The sequence below is a fragment of the Streptomyces sp. NPDC090127 genome (genome assembly GCF_044746945.1).
Taxonomy (GTDB): domain Bacteria; phylum Actinomycetota; class Actinomycetes; order Streptomycetales; family Streptomycetaceae; genus Streptomyces.
In genome coordinates this window covers 714058-733429 of the sequence record NZ_JBIVDE010000003.1, presented here as the reverse complement: position 1 = coordinate 733429, position 19372 = coordinate 714058, and the positions used below count along the sequence as shown (strand labels likewise).

Genomic DNA, 19372 nt, shown 5'->3' with positions numbered 1-19372 from the left:
CTGCTACTCCTCACGTCGCGCGGCGCTGGACGTCCTGCTGGACGTGGACTTGCGGGCCGGTCGCTTCCGGGGCTCTTCCTCGGACTCCTCGCGCTTGCTCTGCAGGGAGTCCGTGAACGCCTCGACCGCACCGGTCAGCGCGCCCTTGGACTTCCCCTTGGCGCCGCTCTCGGTCATGTCCCCGACGATGTCGGTGAGCTGGGTCGGCGCCTTGCGGCCGGACTCCAGGTCCAGCCGGTTGCACGCCTCGGCGAAGCGCAGGTACGTGTCCACGCTGGCGACGACCACGCGGACATCGATCTTGAGAATCTCGATCCCGACGAGGGAGACGCGGACGAAGGCGTCGATCACGAGTCCGCGGTCGAGAATGAGTTCGAGTACGTCGTAGAGATTTCCCGAGCCGCTTCCGCCGCTCGTCGTACTGCTCTGTTGGACGAGTGTCACGATGAACTCCTTCCGATAGCGCGTCTTTCGACGCGTGCGCGCCGGGCGTTCCCTCGCGGGAAGGCCGACGCGTCGCCGCCGTCAGCGGCGGTCGATCTGGCCCCGGGCGTAACGCCGAGTGCGTTCGTACGCGACGAGCCGGCCCTCGGCGTCGAGAGCGACGTGGTACGTGGCCATGACGCTCATCGTGTCCGGGATCTTCTCCAGCTCGACGACTTCCACGTCGGCCGACCACCCGTCCTCGGTGGCCTTCACCGCCGAGACGGAACCGGGTTCGCACCGCAGGAGCTCCGAGAGCTGCGCGGAGGCGCGGCGCATCGCCGTGGCGATGTCGAGTTGTCCGGTCGTCTTCTTCTTTTCGTCGTCAGTCGCGTTCATGTTCCCGCCTCTGAGGCCTGGAAGACGGGCCGGAGTTGTGCTCCGGACACCGTCTGGGGCTGACGTTCGCGTGCCCGGCACTTCCGAACGTATGCGTGACCGTTGTCGAAACCGCCTGGGGAGCCAGCCGCCTTGGCGCCCGCCGGAGGTTGCGAGCGCGCTCGCCCCCTTCAACTCCCTTGGTTTCGGCGGACTCTGTCGTCCTCCGGCTCCGCCGGTCAGGGAGTGGCACCCTCCGGAGCGGGCGTCCCGATCCACGGCCTCGGGACAGCGACCGAGAAGCGATGCACAAACGATGCGTCTTGATCGGGCACGTGACCGCACCGGAACCTGAGGGGGCCGGGCAGTACCGGCCCGGCCGGTCGCGGCCCGCGGCCGCCCTCAGGAGCGGAAGCCTCCGCCCGACGGCCCGCACGATGGGCAAGAGGAGTCGTCATGATCGCAGCGCCCACGGCACGCCGCGTCCGCCCCCTCGGACCCGACGGCGACCCCCGTTCCCCTCGGTCGGTCGGCCGCCCCCTGTCCGACGACGGCGGCCCGGCAGCCGACGAGCGCCCGCCCACCGTCGTCCACACCCCGGAGTCGGACGGCCGCCCGTCCAGCGTCGTCCGCACCCCGGCGCCGGACGGCCGCCCGTCCAGCGTCGTCCGCACCCCGGCGCCGGATGACCGCCCGTCCACCGTCGTCCGCACCCCGGCAGCCGGCGAGCGCCCCGTCGGCCACCCCCCGGACGAGCCGACCGACGCGGAGATCGGCGCCGGACTCGCTCGCGGCGACGAGGACTGCCTGGCCGTGGCCTACCGTCGCTGGGGAGGTCTCGTACACACGCTGGCCACCCGGGCGATCGGGGACTCCCGCGAGGCGGAGGACGTCACGCAGCAGGTCTTCCTCGCGGCCTGGCGCGGCCGCCGGGGGTACCGCCCCGACCGGGGGCCGGTCCCCGCCTGGCTCGTCGGGATCGCGCGTCGCAAGATCGCCGATGCCCTCTCCGCGCGGACGCGCAGGACGGAACTCGCGGCGGCGGCGGGAGCCGCCCTGCCCCTGCACGTCGTGGCGGCCGACGGCACCGAGCACGTCCTGGACCGCATCGTGGTCCTGGGCGAGCTCGCCCGCCTCCCGCGCGTGCAGCGGGACGTTCTCACCCTCGCGTTCTTCGGGGACCTGACCCAGGTCAAGATCGCCCACAGGACCGGCCTGCCGCTCGGGACGGTCAAGAGCCACGCCAGGCGCGGGCTCCAGCGGCTGCGCGGCAGCCTCGCCCCCGTCTCGGAGGGCGGCGGGCCGCTCTGCGGGGACGACGGCACCGCGCAGAGGGTGGGGGCGACCCGTACCGCCGCTGCGCGGAGGTCCGGCGAAGCGGCGGCGACGCCGTCCGGGCGGGTGCGGTCGGCCTGACCGCCCCCGCCCGGACGGCGGCGGCCGGTCCGACAGCCCGATGGATCACGGGCGTACGGACCGCTCCCCGCCCTCGGCCCCCTGGCGCGTCAGCCTTCCTTCCGGGCCGCCTTCCAGGCCCAGAGGATCAACGGGACCTGGAGCGGCAGGCGGGCGTAGGCGATGCTCCTGGCGGCCGTCGGGCGGTGCCGCCAGTCGTAGGCCATCTGCACGTTGGCCGGGAACACCGAGGCCAGGAAGAGGGCCGTCGCGCGGGCGCTCGTCCGTCGTGTCGCCGGGACGGCCAGGCCGGCCGCGAGGGCGAGCTCGACGACGCCGCTGGCCTGCGTCCACGCCCTCGGATTGCCCGGCAGGACGCGCGGAACGATGGCGTCGAACTGCTTGGGTGCGACGAAGTGGGCGGCTCCGGCGCCGGCCATGAGACCGGCGAGCAGCAGCGCGGAACGAGCCATGGGTTCCTCCTGGAGTGGGCGTCGACGCCAAACCTACCGGCCGGTAACGCGCTCGGGAAGGTACTCCCTGCCGGGCGCCGCGTCCTCCCGGGGGCAGCGGGCCGCTCGGCGTAACGTGACGGCCCCACGGCGGGGACGCCCAAGGTACGAGGAGGTGTGACGGTCATGCGCGGAGCCGACGGTGGAACCGTTGACGTGGTGGTCGTCGGGGCGGGCGCGGCCGGCCTCGCCTGTACGGCGGATCTGGTCGAAGCCGGAGTACGGGTGCGTCTGCTGGAGGCGGACGACACCGTGGGCGGTCGGATGCGGACCGACCGGATCGGGGGCTTCACCCTGGATCGTGGCTTCCAGGTCTTCAACACCTCCTATCCGCAGGTCAAGCGGCGCCTGGAGCTCAGGGCGCTCCGGCTGCGGCCGTTCACCCCGGGCGTGCTGGCGCACACCGCCGACGGGCCGCGCAGGTTCACCGATCCCACGCGCCGTCCCCGGGGGAGCGGTGGGAGCGGCGGCCTGCTGCCGGTCACCGGTGTCTCGGCCCGCGACCTGGCCGCCCTGGGTGTGCTCTCCGCCCGCGACATGCTGATGCCCGCCTCGTGGCTGCGCCGTCGGCCCGACGCCGCCACCGCGGCCGCGCTCTCCGACGCGGGGCTCTCCCCGGACCTCGTGGAGAACCTTCTGCGGCCCTTCCTCTCCGGCGTCTTCCTCGAAGACGGTCTGGAGACCTCCGCGCGCTTCTTCCACCTGGTCTGGCGGAGCATGCTGCGCGGAACGCTGTGTCTGCCGGCCGCCGGGATCGGCGCCGTCCCCGCCCAGCTCGCCTCGGCGCTCCCCGCCGGCGTCCTGCGCACCGGGGCGCCGGTCGCCTCGCTGACCCCCGACGGCGTGGCGATGGCCGACGGCGGTGAGCTGCCGGCCCGTACCGTCGTGATCGCCACCGGGCAGACCGCGGCGAGCGACCTGCTGCCCGGTCTCGCCGTACCGCCCGGCCGGACCGTGACCACCTTCTACCACGCGGCCGAACGGTCGCCCCTGGCCGAGCCGACCCTCGTCGTCGACGCGCGGCGACGGTTCCTGAACACGTGCGTTCTCACCGAGGTCCAGCCCGGCTACTCCTCCGACGCCCGCGCCCTGGTGTCGACCTCCGTGCTCGGCTCTCCCGGGCCGGCGGACGAGGCCGCCGTCATGGCGGCCCTCGGCGAGGCGTACGGGACGGACACCACCGGCTGGGAAGCCGTGCACCGCGTCACGGTCCCCGACGCGCTCCCCGAGATGCTCCCGCCGCTGGACCTCTCGCGAACCACCCGCTTCGCACCGGGCCGTTACGTGTGCGGGGACCACCGGGCCACGGGCTCGCTGCAGGGCGCCCTGGCCTCCGGGGCGCGAGCCGCCCGGGAGGTCCTCGCCGACCTGCGCCGCAGCACGGGGGCGGTGTCCGCGTCGGGGCCAGGGCCAAGGCCAGGGCCAGGGCCTGGGGCGGCGTCCGGGCCCGGGTCGCCGTCCGCCTCGCCGTCCGGGCCGGAGTAGGAGCCGTACCCCGGCGCGGGACTTTTGATCGGCCTCCACCTCATCCGACAAGGGGTGCGGCGTCGAATACGTCACGAGGGCGCTATTCCCGCCCCCGGCCGGCCCCGCCCCGGGGACCGGACCCAGGAGGAGGAAGCATCATGACCACCTCGCACATCACGCGCCGCGCCGCCGCCGCTGCCGCCGCCGTCATCCTGCCGCTGTCGCTGGGCATACTCGCCCCGCAGGCGTTCGCCTCGAACACGACCGGGCCGTTCGGCCCCGGCTGTGCCTCGTTGCCGACATCGGGCGAAGGCAGTGTCGACGGCATGGCCGACGACCCGGTGGCGACGGCCGCGGCGAACAACCCGGAGCTGTCCACACTCGTCTCGGCCGTCAAGGCGGCCGGCCTCGTCGACACCCTCAACAACGCCGACGACATCACCGTCTTCGCGCCGACCAACGACGCCTTCGCGAAGATCCCGAAGGCCGACCTGGACAAGGTGCTCGCCGACAAGGCGGCGCTCACCAAGATCCTCACCTACCACGTCGTGGGGGAGCAGGTCGACAAGAGTGACCTCGCCGGCGGCTCCTTCAAGACGCTCCAGGGCGGCACGCTGACGACCGACGGCTCCGGCGACGCGTTCACGGTCAACGACACCACCAAGATCGTCTGTGGGGACGTGCCCACCGCCAACGCCACCGTCCACATCGTCGACACCGTCCTGATGCCGAAGTGACGCCCCGCCCGTCGACACCGACACCGACACGGACACCGCCGCCTCCGCCGCTGTCGCCGCGCCGCCGCGACAGCGGCGAGCGCGGACGATCCCGCCGCATCCGTGCGGCACGACAGAGAGGAAGTGACCCCCGTAGCAGCGCAGCAGGGCCGCCCGGCTGATCTCCTCACGCAGCCTCGGCGGCCGGTACCCGGGAGTCGCCCATGACCATCTCCGTAGTCCTCTTCACGTCCGACCTGCGCGTCCATGACCATCCACCGCTCCGGGCGGCCCTGGAGGGTGCTCACGAGGTCGTCCCGCTGTTCGTACGCGACCCCGCCGTGGACCGTGCCGGCTTCGCCGCACCCAACCGACTGGCCTTCCTCGCCGACTGCCTCACGGACCTCGACCAGGCCCTGAAGGCCAGGGGAGGCCGGCTGGTCGTGCGTACGGGCGACACGGTCGGCGAGGTGTGCGCCGTGGTGCGGCAGGCGCAGGCCGACGAGGTGCACATGGCGGCCGGACACACGGCCTTCGCCGTCTCCCGGGAGGCCAGGCTCCGCGAGGCGCTGGAGGCGGGCGGATGCCGCCTCTACGTCCACGACGCGGTGGGCACCGCCGTGCCCCCCGGTGACGTCGCTCCGCAGGGGTCCGACCACTTCGCCGTCTTCACGCCGTACTTCAGGCGCTGGGTCGACCAGCCGCTGCGCAAGCCGTTCGCGGCCCCCCGCGCCGTGCCGGTGCCGCCCACCGTCCCCTCGGAGGAGCTTCCCGCCCGCTCGGCCGTGCAGGGCGTGTCGGAGGGCCTGGCGGCGGGCGGGGAGAGCGAGGGCCGCCGACGGCTCGGCTCCTGGCTTTCCCGGCACGCCGACCGGTACAAGGAACGGCACGACGACCTCGCCGGCGACGCCACGTCGAGACTGTCCCCGTACCTCCACTTCGGCGCCGTCTCGCCGGTGGAGGTGGTGCAGCGCGCACGGGCGCGTGGCGGCGCCGGAGCCGACGCGTTCGTCCGGCAGCTGTGCTGGCGCGACTTCCACCACCAGGTCCTGGCCGCGCGCCCCGAGACGTCGGTCGAGGACTACCGCCCCCGTGGCGACCGCTGGCGGCGCGACGACGACGCGCGGAAGGACCTGCAGGCCTGGCGGGAAGGGCGCACCGGATACCCGATCGTCGACGCCGCCATGCGCCAGCTGGCTCACGAGGGCTGGATGCACAACCGCGGCCGGCTGATCGCCGCTTCCTTCCTGACCAAGACGCTGTACATCGACTGGCGGGAGGGCGCCCGCCACTTCCTGAGCCTGCTGGTGGACGGCGATGTCGTGAACAACCAGCTCAACTGGCAGTGGGTGGCGGGCACGGGCACCGACACGCGACCCCAGCGGGTCCTCAACCCGGTCCGGCAGGCGCGGCGATACGACCCCGAGGGGAGCTACGTACGCCGATGGGTTCCGGAACTCGCCGGCCTGGCGGCCCCCGACGTGCACGAGCCCTGGCGGCTGACCGGACCCGACCGGGCCGCGTACGACTATCCGGAGCCGCTCGTCACCCTCACCGACGGGCTGGCGCGATTCCGCCACGCCCGCGGAGCCGACTGAATCCCCGGGGGCGGCGCCGTTCCCTCGCGACGGCTCGGCGGGCGGTCACTCGACGGACCGGCCTGGGCGCCCGGGCGGTCACGCGACGGACCGGCCGCGGGGCGCCTGGGCGGTCACTCGACGGACCGGCCGCGGGGCGACTCCCCGTGCAGCCGGGAGATCACGTCCAGCGCCTCGCGCAGACCGCCGGGCCGCAGGAATCCGGCGCCTGCGCGCCGCCCCGCCCAGCCCGGCCCCGCGAGCAGGACGACGGGTGTCGTGCGGGCCCCTCTGACCCCGAACGCCGTCGCGGCCACGTGCCGGGCGAGCGCGTGGGACGCGGTCGAGCGCGCCTGGGACCACAGGACGACCGCCGCCGGGCCGGAGCGGCGGACGGCCGCGTCCAGCGCCTCGGCGGGCACCGCGCCGCCGAACATGCGGGTCGGCAGCCCCCGTTCGGCGAGCCCCGCGGCGAGGGCCTCCAGCGGCAGGGTGTGGAACTCCGCGGGCACGCACGCCAGCACCACCGGAGGCGTCGTCCCGGTCACGGGTACGCCGACGGCGGCACGCCTCAGGGCGGTCGACACGTGCCACGACAGCAGGTGCTCCACCTCGACGTAACGGTCGTCCGAGGACGCCCACTTGCGTCCCACGGCGTGCAGTGTGGGGGCCATCACCTCCTCCCACGCGGTGACGAGCCCGTACGCGTCGACGACCTGCCCCAGCAGGTCCTCCATCGCGGGGCCGTCGAGCCGCACGGCCGCGCGCGCGAGCCCGCGGCACTCCTGGCGTACGTCGCCGAGCGGGAGCCCGTTGCCGGAGCCCGGCTGACGGCCCGAGAACGGCGGTACCGGCGGCGGTGCGGCCCTGGCCGGTGCGGCCCCGGCGGGCGTGGTCCTGGCCGTTGCCGACCCGCCCGGTGCGGTCCCTGCCCGGGTGGTGCCGGTCTCCGGGAGGAGCCGCTCGTCCTCCGCGGCCGGTTCGCCGCCCTGGGTGGCCCGTGCCGCGCGTGCGGCCTCGCCGGGCGGAACTCCGGCCGCCGTGAGTCGGCACATCTCCTCGAGCACCGCGACGTCCCCGGGCGTCCACCGGCGATGTCTCCCGCCCTCCCGGACGGCGGGACCGACGCCGTACCGCTGGTCCCAGGAGCGCACGGTGGTGGGCGAGACGCCGAGGCGTCGCGCCACCGCACCCGTGGTGATGCCGTGGATCGCTTCCGACATGGGTTCCATGTTACGTCGCAGGAACGATGCGAGCCGGAAGGCTCCCGTCGGCGGTGGAGCGGGGGACGCTCCGCCCACCCGGGCGGGGGCCCCTCCGGTCATCCGTCTGAGGTGACCGGGCTCGTCGCCGGCTCGTTGGACGGTCATGTCCCACGACACTTTCGACAGCGACCGCACCGCCATATCCCCCGACCGCCCCGGCGAGCAGACGCGACCCCGGCGGAACGACGCCGAAGCCGTGCTCGTCGAGCACTACCCACGGCTGCTCAGGCTCGCCCACCTCGTGCTCCCGCCCGGGCTCGGCCGGCACCGCCGCGTGCTCGCCGCGCATGCCCTCGTCCAGAAGTCGCTGTCCGGGACGCGGCGGGCCCGGCCGCCCCGGGTCAGGGTCCCCCCGCAGCGCGGGGAGACGGACCAGGCGATCGCGTGGCTGCGGGAGCGCGTCCTGACCTCCGCGTTGCGCGCCGCCACGCGCCGGCGCCCGTTCCCGCTCCGGCCCCTGCTGCCGGCGGTCCTGGGACTACGGCTCTTCCCCAGGGCCGGCGGGGACGGCGAGTTCGCCCTTGACCGCGAACTCGCCGAGGTGTCCGCCGAGGTGCGGGCGGCCTTCGCCCTCCTCGTCCTCGAAGAGATGGACGCGCGCTCCGCGGCCCGCCTGCTCACCGCCGCGGGCGTACGGGAACCGGCGCACGCCCTCCACGCCGCCGCCCGCCTCCGCGAGGTCGTCGGAAGCGACGCCGAATCGCTCCTGCGCGGAGCCGAGTTCGACCCCTGTACGGTGCAGACCCGCCCCACGGACCTGTTGCGCCGCCGACAGCGGACGCGCATCGCCGGAGCGGCCGCCCTCCTTCTGATCGCCACCGCAGCCGGCGGCGTGCTCGACCTGCGCGCGGACCCGGACGCCGGCTCCCCGGCCGCCGCGCAGGGCCCCCTCACCCTCGCCCCGGCCACGGAGCCCGGGCGGCTCGTACGGACCCCGCAGGGGCTGTGGGCCGACACCGCCCGCGTCGACCTCACCGCGTGGCCCGCCCGGGGTACGAGGACGGACGACCACGCCCTGCTGGCCCGCGCCCTCGACACCTGGGCCGACACCTGGGCCCGTGGCCCCCTTCCGCGCGCGGGCGGTGAGCGGTCCGGCACGCGGATGGCGGTCACGCCGGGAACGGCGACGACTCCGCCCGTCTCGCCGCCGCGGCTGCTCTACGCCGGAACGGTCGACGGGACCGCGGTCGTGCTCCTCCACGACGACCGACGCGTCGTGCGCTACGCCGAACCACTCGCCGGCCGGGCACCGGCGGTCCTGGAACTCGCCCGGGCCGACGACGCCGACGTGACCACCGGCGCCGCGTTGGTCGTGAGCAGGGCCGCGGGCCAGGCCCGCTTCCTGCTCGCTCCCTGGATCGACGAGAGCGCCGTACGGGACCTCCGGCACCCCGACCGGCCGGCCAGAACGCTGGAGGTGTCCGGGGACGGGGTCACCGCGCCCGTGCCCGAGGTCGCGGGCGACTGCAGCCGCGTTCCCGCGCTCGAACTGCGCTCCTCGACGCGGATCGTCGAGAACCACGCGTTCCTTCTGGCCGACCTCGGCGAACTCGCCCCCGTCCACCTGACCTGGACCCCGGCCCCGGGGGCCGGGGCCCCCGCCCGGCAGCCCCGCGAGGCCACCTCGGCGGCGGGCCTCGGCGCCTGGTCCCGTTCGGCCTGCACGCTGCCGGCCCTGCGCACGAGCGGGGTGCGCGCGGTCAACCGGTGGGAGTTCGCCCGGCAGAGCCTGCCCGAGCGGGGCGGCACCGCCGACTGGACGTGCCTCCGGGCGGAGAACTGGGAGGGCCGGGCCCGTGTGACGGTGGCCGTCGACGTACCGTCGGGAGCCGCCCTGCCGGTACCGGGCCCACGGCCCGAACCGGCCGACACGGCCGCGTGCGGCAGGTTCGGGCAGCACATGCTCGCCGGCACGTACTGGACGGCGCCCTCCGGAGCGCGCTACTACCTTGCGGCCGGCAGCCGCCGGCTGACCTCGATCACCGTCCGGGGCGCCCTCTCCGCCACCGCGCGCGGACCGGCCCTCGCCGTACGGACGGACGGTGACGGTGACGAACCGATCCGTCTGACGGGAACGCCGGCCGGCGACGGGGACGAACTCCGCGGTTGGGGTGAGGAGCCCGGCCAAGGCCCCGACGCCTGACAGGCCTTGGAGGAAGGGGCCGCCGCCGGGTCCGGTGAGAGGCCCCACGGCCGATCTTCTGGCGGACCGTGGCCAGGGCGGCGACGCGGAGTCACCGGTCGGGCGCCGCCTCGGGACGGGGATCGGGGCGAGGGTCGGGGCGGGCGTAGGTCCGCCCCTTCCAGGCGGCGCCCCGGCCCCGGTAGTGCTGCACGGCCGAGTCCACGGTCATGAGCAGGTAGAGCAGCGCGGTCAACGGGAGCGTGGGCGCGAGCCAGAGGGGCTGCCGGTAGTAGTGCAGCATCGGCAGGTACGTCCCCGCCATCACCGCCCACGCGAGCCCGCCCGCCCAGCCGGCCGTCCCGTCCCCGCCGAACAGCCCGGCCGCCAGGGCCACCGGCGGCGCGAGGTAGACGACGGCGAGTCCGATCACCGTCCCGGCCAGGACGAGCGGGTTGTGCCGGAGCTGGGCGTACGCGCTCCGCGAGACCATCCGCCACAGGTCGCCGAGGTGCGGGTACGGGCGGACGGAGTCCACCCGGTCGGCGAGGCCCAGCCAGATGCGCCCGCCGGCCCGCCGTACCGCCCGGGCGAGCGACACGTCGTCGATCACCGCCTGCCGGATCGACTCCGGCACCCGCGCCCGCTCGGCCGTCTCCGTCCGCAGCAGGACACAGCCCCCGGCTGCGGCGGTCGCCCGTGGGCGGCGGCGCCGGTTGATCCAGCGGAAGGGGTAGAGCTGGGCGAAGAAGTAGACGAACGCGGGCACGACCAGCCGTTCCCAGCCGCTCGCCACCCGCAACCGCGCCATCTGGGACACCAGGTCCAGCTCGTTCCCGACCGCCGCCGCGACCAGCAGCCGCAGGCTGTCGGGCTCGTGCGCGATGTCGGCGTCGGTCAGCAGGAGGAAGTCCGGGCCGCCGCCCTCCCGCGCGCGTGCCAGCGCGATGCCGTGGCGGAGGGCCCAGAGCTTGCCCGTCCAGCCCGGCTCGGGCTCACCCGGCGACGTGACCGTCAACGGCAGCCCGCCGTACCGCGCGGCCAGGTCACCGGCCAGCTTCCCGGTGCCGTCCGTGCTGCCGTCGTCGACGAGCAGGACCTCCGCCTCGCCCGGATAGTCCTGGACGAGCAGCGACGGCAGGCTCAGCGGCAGCACCTCGGCCTCGTCCCGCGCCGGTACGACGACGGCGACCCGCGGCCAGACCGCCGGCTCCACGCGTGCGTGGCCGGTCGGCAGGCGTTGGTCCGTACGCCAGAAGAACCCCTGACCCAGCAGCAGCCACCCCCAGGCGGCCAGTGAACCCACGGCGATCCACGCAACGGCGCTCATTTGCCGCAGTCTGCCCCAGATCGGCGGAGACGCAAGGGTGGTCGGCTAGGGTGACCGGGTGAAGATCGCGCTCATGGACTCCGGAATCGGCCTGCTCCCGGCAGCGGCCGAGGTTCGCCGACTGCGGCCGGACGCGGATCTGGTCCTCTCCAGCGACCCCGACGGCATGCCCTGGGGCCCGCGCACCCCCGAGGACCTCACCGAGCGCGCGCTTGCCGTCGCCCGGGCCGCCGCCGCACTGGAGCCCGACGCGCTGATCGTCGGCTGCAACACCGCCACCGTGCACGCCCTGCCCGCGCTGAGGGCCGCGCTGGAACCCCGTATCCCGGTCATCGGCACCGTTCCGGCGATCAAGCCCGCCTCCTCGGGTGGCGGCAAGGTCGCCATCTGGGCCACGCCGGCCACCACCGGCAGCCCGTACCAGCGCGGACTGATCCGTGACTTCGCCGGCGGCGCGCAGGTCACCGAGGTGCCCTGCCCCGGCCTCGCCGACGCCGTCGAGCACGCCGACGCCGACGCCGTGCAGCGGGCCGTCGCCGCCGCGGCCGCGCTCACCCCGCCCGATGTGCGGGCCCTGGTCCTCGGCTGCACGCACTACGAACTGGTCGCCGAACGCATCCGCGCGGCCGTGCAGTCCGCCGACCTCCCGCCCGTGGTTTTCCACGGCTCAGCCGGGGCAGTCGCCGCACAGGCGCTGCGCCGCATCGGCGCCGAGCCCGCACCCGCAGCCACCCCGTCCGGCGGCCTGACCGTTCTGCTCAGCGGCCGGACCGGGGAGCTTCCGCCCGCAGCCCTGGGGTACGCCGAAGGCCGTCTGCTCAGGGCGGCGGCCGCCGCGCACTGACGCGCCGGGGGCGCCCTCGACGAGGCGCCGTGTGAGCGGAACGTGAGTAGGCTGCGACGCATGAGGGACCATCCCCGTCACCCCCGCCACCCCCGCCCCCTCGACACCGGCGCGCCGACCCCCGTCTGGACGGGCCGCGCCACCAACCGGCTCCAGTGGGTCGCGGCCGTCCTCGGCGCGGGCTGCATGGCCCTCGGCATCACCCTGGCGGTGGACTCGCCGTGGACGTCCGGCATCGCGCCGGTCCTGATGGCCGTGATCGGCTGTGTGGCGGCGGGCCTGCTGGTGCTGTTCGGCACGCTCGCCTTCGTCCACGTCGAGGTGAAGGTGGACGACCAGGCGATGGAGGTCCGCTGCGGCCACATCGGCGTACCCCGCCGCCGGATCCTCCTCTCCCAGGTGGTCGGCGCCGAGTACCTCCCGAGGGTCACCCCGCACGAGTGGGGCGGCTGGGGCTACCGCTGGCGCCCCGAGAAGGGCAAGGCGGTCATCGTCCGCCGGGGCGAGGCGCTGCTGCTGCGGCTGGAGGGCGGCCGCACCTTCACGGTCACCGTCGACGACGCGGAGTCCGGCGTACGCGTCATCCGCGACCGCCTCCGCCCGCCCGCACCGACCGGGACGACGGGGGTCTGACCGGAGACGGCGGCGCCGGCGGGCGTCCGGGCGGAGCCGGCGGTGCCGACGGGCGTCAGGGCGGAGTCGGCGGGGGTCGTGGCGGAGCGCCGGGCACCGGGCCGCCCTGCCCGGGGCCACGGACCGGCGCCGTAGACTCCGCAGCGTGAGCACCACCATCACCCCCGTCGACTCCTCCGGCCCCGCCGCCGCCCCCGAGCCCGGTCCGGCCGGCCTGCGACGCCTCGTGCGGCCCGGCGCGGCCGTGCTGTCCGGGGCGCTGCTCTTCCTGAGCTTCCCGCCCCGCCCCCTGTGGTGGCTCGCGCTGCCGGGATTCGCGCTGCTCGGCTGGGCTCTGCGCGGCCGCCGGCCGCGGGCGGGCTTCGGCCTCGGCTACCTCGCCGGTCTCGGCTTCCTGCTGCCGCTCCTCTTCTGGACCGGATCCGAGGTCGGCCGCTTCCCGTGGATCGCGCTCTCGGCCGTCGAGGCGCTGTTCGTCGCCGCCGCCGGCCTCGGCATCGCGGCCGTCTCACGGCTCCCCGCCTGGCCGGTGTGGGCCGCGGCGGTGTGGATCCTCGCCGAGGCGGCACGCGCGCGTGCCCCGTTCGGCGGCTTCCCCTGGGGCAAGATCGCCTTCGGTCAGGCGGACGGCGTCTTCCTCCCCCTCGCGGCCGTCGGCGGCACCCCGGTGCTCGGCTTCGCCGTCGCCCTGTGCGGCTTCGGGCTGTACGAGGTCGTCCGCCAGGTCCGCGCCTACCGCGCGACCGGCACCGTCCCCCGCGGCCCGCTCGCGGCGGCCGCCCTCGCCGTCCTCGTCCCGGTCACCGGCGCCCTCGCCGCGCTGCCGCTCGTCGACGACAGCGCGGAGGACGGTACGGCGACGGTCGCCGCCGTGCAGGGAAACGTGCCGCGCCTCGGGCTCGACTTCAACGCACAGCGCCGCGCGGTCCTCAACAACCACGTCGCGCGCACCGAGGAACTGGCCGACGCGGTGGCCCGGAAGAAGGAGCCGCAGCCCGACTTCGTCCTCTGGCCGGAGAACTCCTCCGACATCGACCCGTACGCCAACCCCGACGCGGCGGACGCCATCGACGAGGCGGTGAAGAAGATCGGCGTGCCGACCGTGATCGGCGCCGTCGTCGCGCCGCCCACCGGCAAGCTGCGCAACACGCTCATCGAGTGGGACCCGGAGAAGGGTCCCGTGACCACCTACGACAAGCGGCACGTCCAGCCCTTCGGCGAGTACATCCCGATGCGGTCCTTCGTCCGGATCTTCAACAGCAACGTGGACCGGGTCAGCCGCGACTTCGGCCCCGGCGACAAGATCGGCGTCTTCGACCTCGCCGGTACGAAGGTCGGCCTCGCCACCTGCTACGAAGCCGCCTTCGACTGGGCCGTGCGCGACACCGTCACCCACGGGGCGCAGCTGATCTCCGTCCCGAGCAACAACGCCACCTTCGGGCGCAGCGAGATGACGTACCAGCAGCTCGCGATGTCCCGCGTCCGCGCGGTCGAGCACAGCCGGGCCGTCGTCGTACCGGTCACCAGCGGCGTCAGCGCGATCATCGCGCCGGACGGCCGGATCGTGGAGCAGACGCGGATGTTCACCCCGGACGTCCTCGTCGAGAAGGTTCCGCTGCGTTCCTCGCTGACCCCCGCGACGCGCATGGGGACGCTGCCCGAGGCGCTCCTGGTGGCCGTGGCGGCGGCCGGTCTCGGCTGGTCCGTGCTCCGGTCCGTACGGGAGCGCCGGCGCCGCGCCGCCTGAGAGGTGGGAGGGCCGCCGGGCTCCCTCGCCCGGGGGCTTGATCCACCGGGGCATAGGGTCGAGGCATGGGCACCCCTGACTTCATCCGCGACATCCGGGCCAGCGCCGGCCACCAGCTGCTCTTCCTGCCCGGCGTGAGCGCCGTCGTCTTCGACGACCGGGGCCGGGTGCTGCTCGGGCGGCGGTCCGACAACGGTCTGTGGGCCGTCATCGGCGGCATCGTCGAACCCGGCGAGCAGCCGGCCGCCTGCGCGGCGCGCGAGGTGTACGAGGAGACCGCCGTGCGCTGCGAGGTCGAGCGGGTCGTGCTCGTCCAGACCCTGCGCAGGCCCGTCGTCTACCCCAACGGCGACGTCTGCCAGTTCATGGACGTCTCCTTCCGCTGCCGGGCGGTCGGCGGCGAGGCACGGGTCAACGACGAGGAGTCGACGGAGGTCGGCTGGTTCGACGTCGACGACCTGCCGGAGATGAAGCGGTTCTCGCACTTCCGGATCGAGCAGGCGCTCCTCGACGAACCCACATGGTTCGACCCCATGCCCGGCAGCGGAAGTATGGCTCCAGCACACATCGGTTGAGGGTGGGGCGCTTCATACAGTGCGGAGCATGAGCGCCCCCACCCCAACGGGTCCCGCACCGGCGCAGGTGCCGGGACCAGCTGTCCTCGCCTCCGCCGCGCCCGCCGCACCGACTCAGGTCACCGCGCCCGCCGTGCCGGCCCGGACCGCCGTGCCCGCCGTGCCGGCCCTGGCCGGCCAGCCCGGCCCCGTCCAGATCGACCTCACCGGCCGCACCGCGCTCGTCACGGGGGCGGCCGGAGGCATCGGCCGGGCCTGCGCGCTCCGGCTCGCCGCGGCGGGCGCCCGGGTCAGAGCCGTCGACCGGGCCGCCGACGGACTGGAGGCGCTCGCCGGAGCGGCGGACGGCCTGCCGGGTGCGATCGAGCCGCAGACGCTGGACCTGACCGACCTCGACGCCGCCGAACAGGCGGCCGCCGGCGCCGACATCCTCGTCAACAACGCCGGACTCCAGCTCGTCCGCCCCATCGAGGAGTTCCCGCCGGAGGTCTTCCACACGGTCCTGACCGTGATGCTGGAGGCGCCGTTCCGCCTGATCAGAGGCGCTCTGCCGGACATGTACGCGCAGGGCTGGGGCCGGATCGTCAACCTCTCCTCCGTCCACGGGCTGCGGGCCTCGGCCTTCAAGTCCGCCTATGTGGCCGCCAAACACGGCCTCGAAGGGCTCTCCAAGACCGCCGCCCTCGAAGGCGCCCCGCACGGCGTCACCTCCAACTGCGTCAACCCCGGCTATGTGCGCACGCCCCTGGTCGAGCGGCAGATCGCCGATCAGGCCGTGGCCCACGGCATCCCCCCGGAGCGGGTCCTGACCGAGGTCCTGCTCAAGGACGCGGCGCTCAAGCGGCTCATCGAACCGGAGGACGTCGCGGAGGCGGTGCTCTACCTCTGCACCCCGCAGGCCTCCTTCATCACCGGCGCCTCCCTGACCCTCGACGGCGGCTGGACCGCGCACTGACGGTTGTCCACAGGGCTGGTGCTTCCACCCGTACGGCAGGTATCCCTGTGTCCATGTCGCAAGAACCGGTCTCCTACCTGGAGCTCCTCGCCCGAGGCGCCGCGGCGGAGGCGTACGACCGGCCCGTGCTGCTCGCCCGTGCGAGCGGCGCGGGCCCCGAGGCGTTGGCCGAGCTGGAGCGCGCCAAGCAGCTCGCGCTGCGCGTCCGCGCCGAGCTGGAGGGCAGGCGGCGCCGCGAGGCGGAGCTCTCCGCCCTCTTCGAGACCGCCCACGACCTCGCGGGCCTGCGCGACCTCGACGCGGTGCTGCGCGCCATCGTCCAGCGCGCCCGCTCGCTGCTCGGCACCGAGGTCGCCTACCTCAGCCTCAACGACCCGGCCGCCGGTGACACGTACATGCGTGTCACCGAGGGCTCGGTCTCCGCGCGCTTCCAGCAGGTCCGGCTCGGCATGGGCGAGGGCCTCGGCGGCCTGGTCGCCCAGACCGCCCGCCCGTACGTCACCGAGAACTACTTCGACGACGCCCGCTTCCAGCACACCGCCACCATCGACTCCGCCGTCGGGGACGAAGGACTCGTCGCCATCCTCGGGGTGCCGCTGACCCTGGGAAGCCAGGTCATCGGTGTGCTGTACGCCGCCGACCGGCGAGCCCGGGTCTTCGAGCGTGAGCAGGTCGCGCTGCTCGGCTCCCTCGCCGCGCACGCCGCCGTCGCCATCGACACCGCCAACCTGCTCGGCGAGACCCGCTCGGCCCTGGCCGAGCTGGAGCGGGCCAACGACATCATCCGGGAGCACAGCGGCGTCCTGGAGCGGGCCTCCGAGGTCCATGACCGGCTCACCGAGCTCGTCCTGCGCGGCGGCGGGGTCCACGACGTCGCCGCCGCCGTCTCCGAAGTCCTCGGCGGGCGGGTCGAGTTCGCCGAGGAGTTCGCGGACGGGCGCACCGCCGCACGGCTCGCCGACGGCCGCGCCCTGCGCGAGGGCGACCACTGGGTGGCGGCCGTCGCGGCCGGCGGTGAGACCTTCGGCGCGCTCGTCCTGCACGGCCAGCCCGACCTCGACCCCGTCGACCGGCGCACCCTGGAGCGGGCCGCCCTGGTGACCTCCCTGCTGCTGCTCGCCCGCCGCTCGGCAGGAGAGGCCGAACAGCGCGTACGGGGCGAACTGCTCGACGACCTCCTCGACACCCCCGACCGCGACCCCCGCCTGCTGCGCGAGCGCGCCGCCCGGCTCCGCACGGACGTCGACGCGCCGCACGTGGTGCTCGCCGCCCGCGTCGACCGCGCGGACGCCGGGGGAGCGGCCGACACCGGTCTGCGGGAGAGCGCGGACCGGCAGCGCTTGTCGTCGGCCGCCTCCCACCTGGCCGCGACCCGCCAGGGCCTGGCCTCCGCGCGCGACGGCGGGACGGTCCTGCTGCTCCCGCTCGGACCCGGCGAGGACGCCGCCGAACTGGCCCGGCAGACCGCCAAGCACCTCGGCGGCGCGCTGCGCGAGCCCGTCACCGTCGGCGCCTCGTCACCCGTGCCGTCCCCGCTCGCCGCCCCCGGCGAAGTCGCCCCGGCCTACGACGAGGCCCGCCGCTGTCTGGACGCCCTGCGCCTGCTGCACCGCTCCGGCGAGGGCGCGGCCGCCGAGGACCTGGGCTTCCTGGGGCTGCTGCTCGCCGACACCCGGGACATCGAGGGCTTCGTCGACCGTACGATCGGCCAGGTCATCGCGTACGACCGGCGCCGGGGCACGGACCTGGTGCGCACGATGGACGCCTACTTCGCGAGCGGGATGAGCCCCGCCCGTACCAAGGACGACCTGCATGTCCATGTGAACACGGTGGCGCAGCGCGTCGAGCGGATCGGCCGTCTCCTCGGGCCCGACTGGCAGTCCCCGGCCCGGGCCCTGGAGATCCAGCTGGCCCTGCGCCTGCACGCCATGTCGGCGGCGGTCGCGCGCTGACCCACGACGGAAGGCGCCGGCCCCCTGGGGGACCGGCGCCTTCGGTGCGTACCGCGGGCCTCCGTGCGTACGGCGGCGGGATCAGACGTCGACGCGTGCGCCGGTGGGGACCGGGGCGGCGTCCTCGGCCACCTCCGAGAGGTCGCGGTGCCGGGTCTCACGGGCACAGGCGAGGGCGACGACCGTGAGGAGCGCGGCGGCGATCACGTAGAGGGAGATCGGGGTCGAGGAACCGTAGTCGCTGAGCAGCGCGGTCGCGATCAGCGGCGCGGGGGCGCCGGCGGCGACCGAGGAGAACTGGGCGCCGATGGAGGCGCCCGAGTAGCGCATCCGGGTCGCGAACATCTCCGAGAAGAACGCGGCCTGCGGCGCGTACATCGCCCCGTGCAGGACCAGGCCGACGGTGACGGCGAGCAGCAGCGAACCGAAGGACCCCGCGTCGATCAGCATGAAGAAGGGGAACATCCAGGCGCCGACGCCGACCGCGCCGATCAGATAGACCGGGCGGCGGCCGATCCGGTCCGAGAGCGCGCCCCAGGCCGGGATGACGGCGAAGTGGACGGCGGAGGCGACGAGTACGGCGTTGAGCGCGGTCTGCTTGGAGAGCCCGACCTGGGTGGTCGCGTAGACGAGGATGAACGCCGTGATGACGTAGTACGAGATGTTCTCCGCCATGCGGGCGCCCATCGCGATCAGCACGTCCCGCCAGTGGTGCCTGAGGACGGCGACCAGCGGCATCTTCTCGACCTGGGACGAGGCGGCCTTGCGCTCCTCGGCGGCGGCGAGCGCGGCCTTGAAGACGGGCGACTCGTCGACGGAGAGGCGGATCCACAGGCCCACGATCACCAGCACACCCGACAGCAGGAAGGGTATGCGCCAACCCCATGCCAGGAAGGCCGAGTCGGAGAGCAACGCGGTCAGCGCGGAGAGCACTCCGGTGGCGAGCAACTGCCCGGCGGGGGCCCCGGTCTGCGGCCACGAGGCCCAGAAACCGCGCCGCTCGGCGTCCCCGTGCTCGGAGACGAGGAGCACGGCCCCGCCCCACTCGCCGCCGAGCGCGAACCCCTGGACGAGCCGCAGCGCGGTCAGCAGCAGGGGAGCGGCGGACCCGACGGTCGCGTGGGTGGGCAGCAGACCGATCGCGAAGGTCGCCCCACCCATCAGCAGCAGACTGAGCACCAGCAGCTTCTTGCGCCCGAGCCGGTCGCCGTAGTGCCCGAACACCAGCGCCCCGAGCGGCCGCGCGGCGAACCCGACCGCGTAGGTGAGGAAGGAGAGAAGGGTGCCGACGAGCGGGTCGGACTCGGGGAAGAACAGCTTGTTGAAGACCAGCGCGGCGGCGGAACCGTACAGAAAGAAGTCGTACCACTCGATGGTGGTGCCGATGAGACTCGCGGCGACGATGCGCTTGAGATTCGACTCGGCCGGTGGAACCGACGCGGGGGAGGTCATGTGCACCACTTCCAGGCGATGAACGGGGA

General features: G+C 74.6%; 16 protein-coding genes and 1 pseudogene. 11 read left to right on the top strand and 6 right to left on the bottom strand.

What is annotated here, in order from left to right:
- Positions 1–3 precede the first annotated feature (3 nt).
- The gene (locus ACIPPS_RS14105; protein ID WP_401430752.1) at positions 4–444 is read right to left on the bottom strand and encodes a gas vesicle structural protein GvpA; all 441 of its coding nucleotides are present in this window, start codon (positions 442–444) and stop codon (positions 4–6) included.
- A gap of 81 nt (positions 445–525) precedes the next feature.
- Complete coding sequence (locus tag ACIPPS_RS14100) at positions 526–822, bottom strand: gas vesicle protein (RefSeq protein WP_401430750.1); 297 nt, start codon at positions 820–822, stop codon at positions 526–528.
- Positions 823–1572: 750 nt separating this feature from the next.
- Here ACIPPS_RS14100 and ACIPPS_RS14095 point away from each other — a divergent pair.
- A pseudogene (locus tag ACIPPS_RS14095) lies at positions 1573–2085 on the top strand (sigma-70 family RNA polymerase sigma factor); the annotation flags it as partial.
- A gap of 221 nt (positions 2086–2306) precedes the next feature.
- On the opposite strand, the gene ACIPPS_RS14090 reads toward ACIPPS_RS14095, so the two are convergent.
- Entirely contained in the window at positions 2307–2669 is a 363-nt protein-coding gene (locus tag ACIPPS_RS14090) for a DoxX family protein (protein WP_401430748.1), read from the bottom strand.
- Between the two features lie 165 nt (positions 2670–2834).
- Here ACIPPS_RS14090 and ACIPPS_RS14085 point away from each other — a divergent pair, with 165 nt between their 5' ends.
- The 3 genes from ACIPPS_RS14085 (at position 2835) to ACIPPS_RS14075 (ending at position 6489) form a co-directional block, all read left to right on the top strand.
- Positions 2835–4193 (top strand): NAD(P)/FAD-dependent oxidoreductase, encoded by a 1359-nt coding sequence (locus ACIPPS_RS14085; RefSeq protein ID WP_401430746.1) that lies wholly within the window; start codon positions 2835–2837, stop codon positions 4191–4193.
- A gap of 140 nt (positions 4194–4333) precedes the next feature.
- The gene (locus tag ACIPPS_RS14080) at positions 4334–4912 is read left to right on the top strand and encodes a fasciclin domain-containing protein (protein ID WP_401430744.1); all 579 of its coding nucleotides are present in this window, start codon (positions 4334–4336) and stop codon (positions 4910–4912) included.
- A gap of 203 nt (positions 4913–5115) precedes the next feature.
- Positions 5116–6489, top strand: coding sequence for a cryptochrome/photolyase family protein (locus ACIPPS_RS14075; protein WP_401430742.1), 1374 nt, complete (start codon positions 5116–5118; stop codon positions 6487–6489).
- 113 nt (positions 6490–6602) lie between these two features.
- Here ACIPPS_RS14075 and ACIPPS_RS14070 read toward each other — a convergent pair whose 3' ends face one another.
- Positions 6603–7700, bottom strand: a complete 1098-nt coding sequence (locus ACIPPS_RS14070; RefSeq protein ID WP_401430740.1) for a MerR family transcriptional regulator — start codon at positions 7698–7700, stop codon at positions 6603–6605.
- A 136-nt stretch (positions 7701–7836) separates the two neighbouring features.
- Between ACIPPS_RS14070 and ACIPPS_RS14065 the strand changes: the two genes are divergently transcribed.
- Positions 7837–9876 (top strand): hypothetical protein, encoded by a 2040-nt coding sequence (locus tag ACIPPS_RS14065; RefSeq protein WP_401430739.1) that lies wholly within the window; start codon positions 7837–7839, stop codon positions 9874–9876.
- A 91-nt stretch (positions 9877–9967) separates the two neighbouring features.
- Here ACIPPS_RS14065 and ACIPPS_RS14060 read toward each other — a convergent pair whose 3' ends face one another.
- Positions 9968–11185, bottom strand: a complete 1218-nt coding sequence (locus tag ACIPPS_RS14060; protein ID WP_401430738.1) for a glycosyltransferase — start codon at positions 11183–11185, stop codon at positions 9968–9970.
- A gap of 58 nt (positions 11186–11243) precedes the next feature.
- On the opposite strand from ACIPPS_RS14060, the gene ACIPPS_RS14055 reads away from it, so the two are divergent.
- The 6 genes from ACIPPS_RS14055 to ACIPPS_RS14030 all read left to right on the top strand — a co-directional run bounded on the left by ACIPPS_RS14055 (position 11244) and on the right by ACIPPS_RS14030 (position 17891).
- Positions 11244–12029, top strand: a complete 786-nt coding sequence (locus tag ACIPPS_RS14055) for a glutamate racemase (RefSeq protein ID WP_401430736.1) — start codon at positions 11244–11246, stop codon at positions 12027–12029.
- Between the two features lie 60 nt (positions 12030–12089).
- Positions 12090–12662 (top strand): hypothetical protein, encoded by a 573-nt coding sequence (locus tag ACIPPS_RS14050; protein ID WP_401430734.1) that lies wholly within the window; start codon positions 12090–12092, stop codon positions 12660–12662.
- A 145-nt stretch (positions 12663–12807) separates the two neighbouring features.
- Entirely contained in the window at positions 12808–14409 is a 1602-nt protein-coding gene (lnt, locus tag ACIPPS_RS14045) for an apolipoprotein N-acyltransferase (RefSeq protein WP_401430732.1), read from the top strand.
- Between the two features lie 65 nt (positions 14410–14474).
- Positions 14475–14984, top strand: coding sequence for an NUDIX hydrolase (locus tag ACIPPS_RS14040; RefSeq protein ID WP_401430730.1), 510 nt, complete (start codon positions 14475–14477; stop codon positions 14982–14984).
- Positions 14985–15012: 28 nt separating this feature from the next.
- A complete protein-coding gene (locus tag ACIPPS_RS14035; protein WP_401430728.1) occupies positions 15013–15939 on the top strand; it encodes a 3-hydroxybutyrate dehydrogenase in 927 nt (308 codons plus the stop codon).
- A 53-nt stretch (positions 15940–15992) separates the two neighbouring features.
- Entirely contained in the window at positions 15993–17891 is a 1899-nt protein-coding gene (locus ACIPPS_RS14030; RefSeq protein WP_401430727.1) for a helix-turn-helix domain-containing protein, read from the top strand.
- Between the two features lie 81 nt (positions 17892–17972).
- On the opposite strand, the gene ACIPPS_RS14025 is transcribed toward ACIPPS_RS14030, so the two are convergent.
- Complete coding sequence (locus ACIPPS_RS14025; RefSeq protein WP_401430726.1) at positions 17973–19343, bottom strand: MFS transporter; 1371 nt, start codon at positions 19341–19343, stop codon at positions 17973–17975.
- Positions 19344–19372: the final 29 nt, after the last annotated feature.

Excerpts from the sequence above, each read along its gene's own strand:
- ACIPPS_RS14035 (WP_401430728.1), top strand. The coding sequence starts at position 15,013 with ATGAGCGCCCCCACCCCAACGGGTCCCGCACCGGCGCAGGTGCCGGGA.
- ACIPPS_RS14100 (WP_401430750.1), bottom strand. The coding sequence starts at position 822 with ATGAACGCGACTGACGACGAAAAGAAGAAGACGACCGGACAACTCGAC.
- ACIPPS_RS14030 (WP_401430727.1), top strand. The coding sequence starts at position 15,993 with ATGTCGCAAGAACCGGTCTCCTACCTGGAGCTCCTCGCCCGAGGCGCC.
- ACIPPS_RS14080 (WP_401430744.1), top strand. The coding sequence starts at position 4,334 with ATGACCACCTCGCACATCACGCGCCGCGCCGCCGCCGCTGCCGCCGCC.
- ACIPPS_RS14050 (WP_401430734.1), top strand. The coding sequence starts at position 12,090 with ATGAGGGACCATCCCCGTCACCCCCGCCACCCCCGCCCCCTCGACACC.
- ACIPPS_RS14060 (WP_401430738.1), bottom strand. The coding sequence starts at position 11,185 with ATGAGCGCCGTTGCGTGGATCGCCGTGGGTTCACTGGCCGCCTGGGGG.
- ACIPPS_RS14075 (WP_401430742.1), top strand. The coding sequence starts at position 5,116 with ATGACCATCTCCGTAGTCCTCTTCACGTCCGACCTGCGCGTCCATGAC.
- ACIPPS_RS14085 (WP_401430746.1), top strand. The coding sequence starts at position 2,835 with ATGCGCGGAGCCGACGGTGGAACCGTTGACGTGGTGGTCGTCGGGGCG.
- ACIPPS_RS14025 (WP_401430726.1), bottom strand. The coding sequence starts at position 19,343 with ATGACCTCCCCCGCGTCGGTTCCACCGGCCGAGTCGAATCTCAAGCGC.
- ACIPPS_RS14070 (WP_401430740.1), bottom strand. The coding sequence starts at position 7,700 with ATGGAACCCATGTCGGAAGCGATCCACGGCATCACCACGGGTGCGGTG.
- ACIPPS_RS14090 (WP_401430748.1), bottom strand. The coding sequence starts at position 2,669 with ATGGCTCGTTCCGCGCTGCTGCTCGCCGGTCTCATGGCCGGCGCCGGA.
- ACIPPS_RS14040 (WP_401430730.1), top strand. The coding sequence starts at position 14,475 with ATGGGCACCCCTGACTTCATCCGCGACATCCGGGCCAGCGCCGGCCAC.
- ACIPPS_RS14065 (WP_401430739.1), top strand. The coding sequence starts at position 7,837 with ATGTCCCACGACACTTTCGACAGCGACCGCACCGCCATATCCCCCGAC.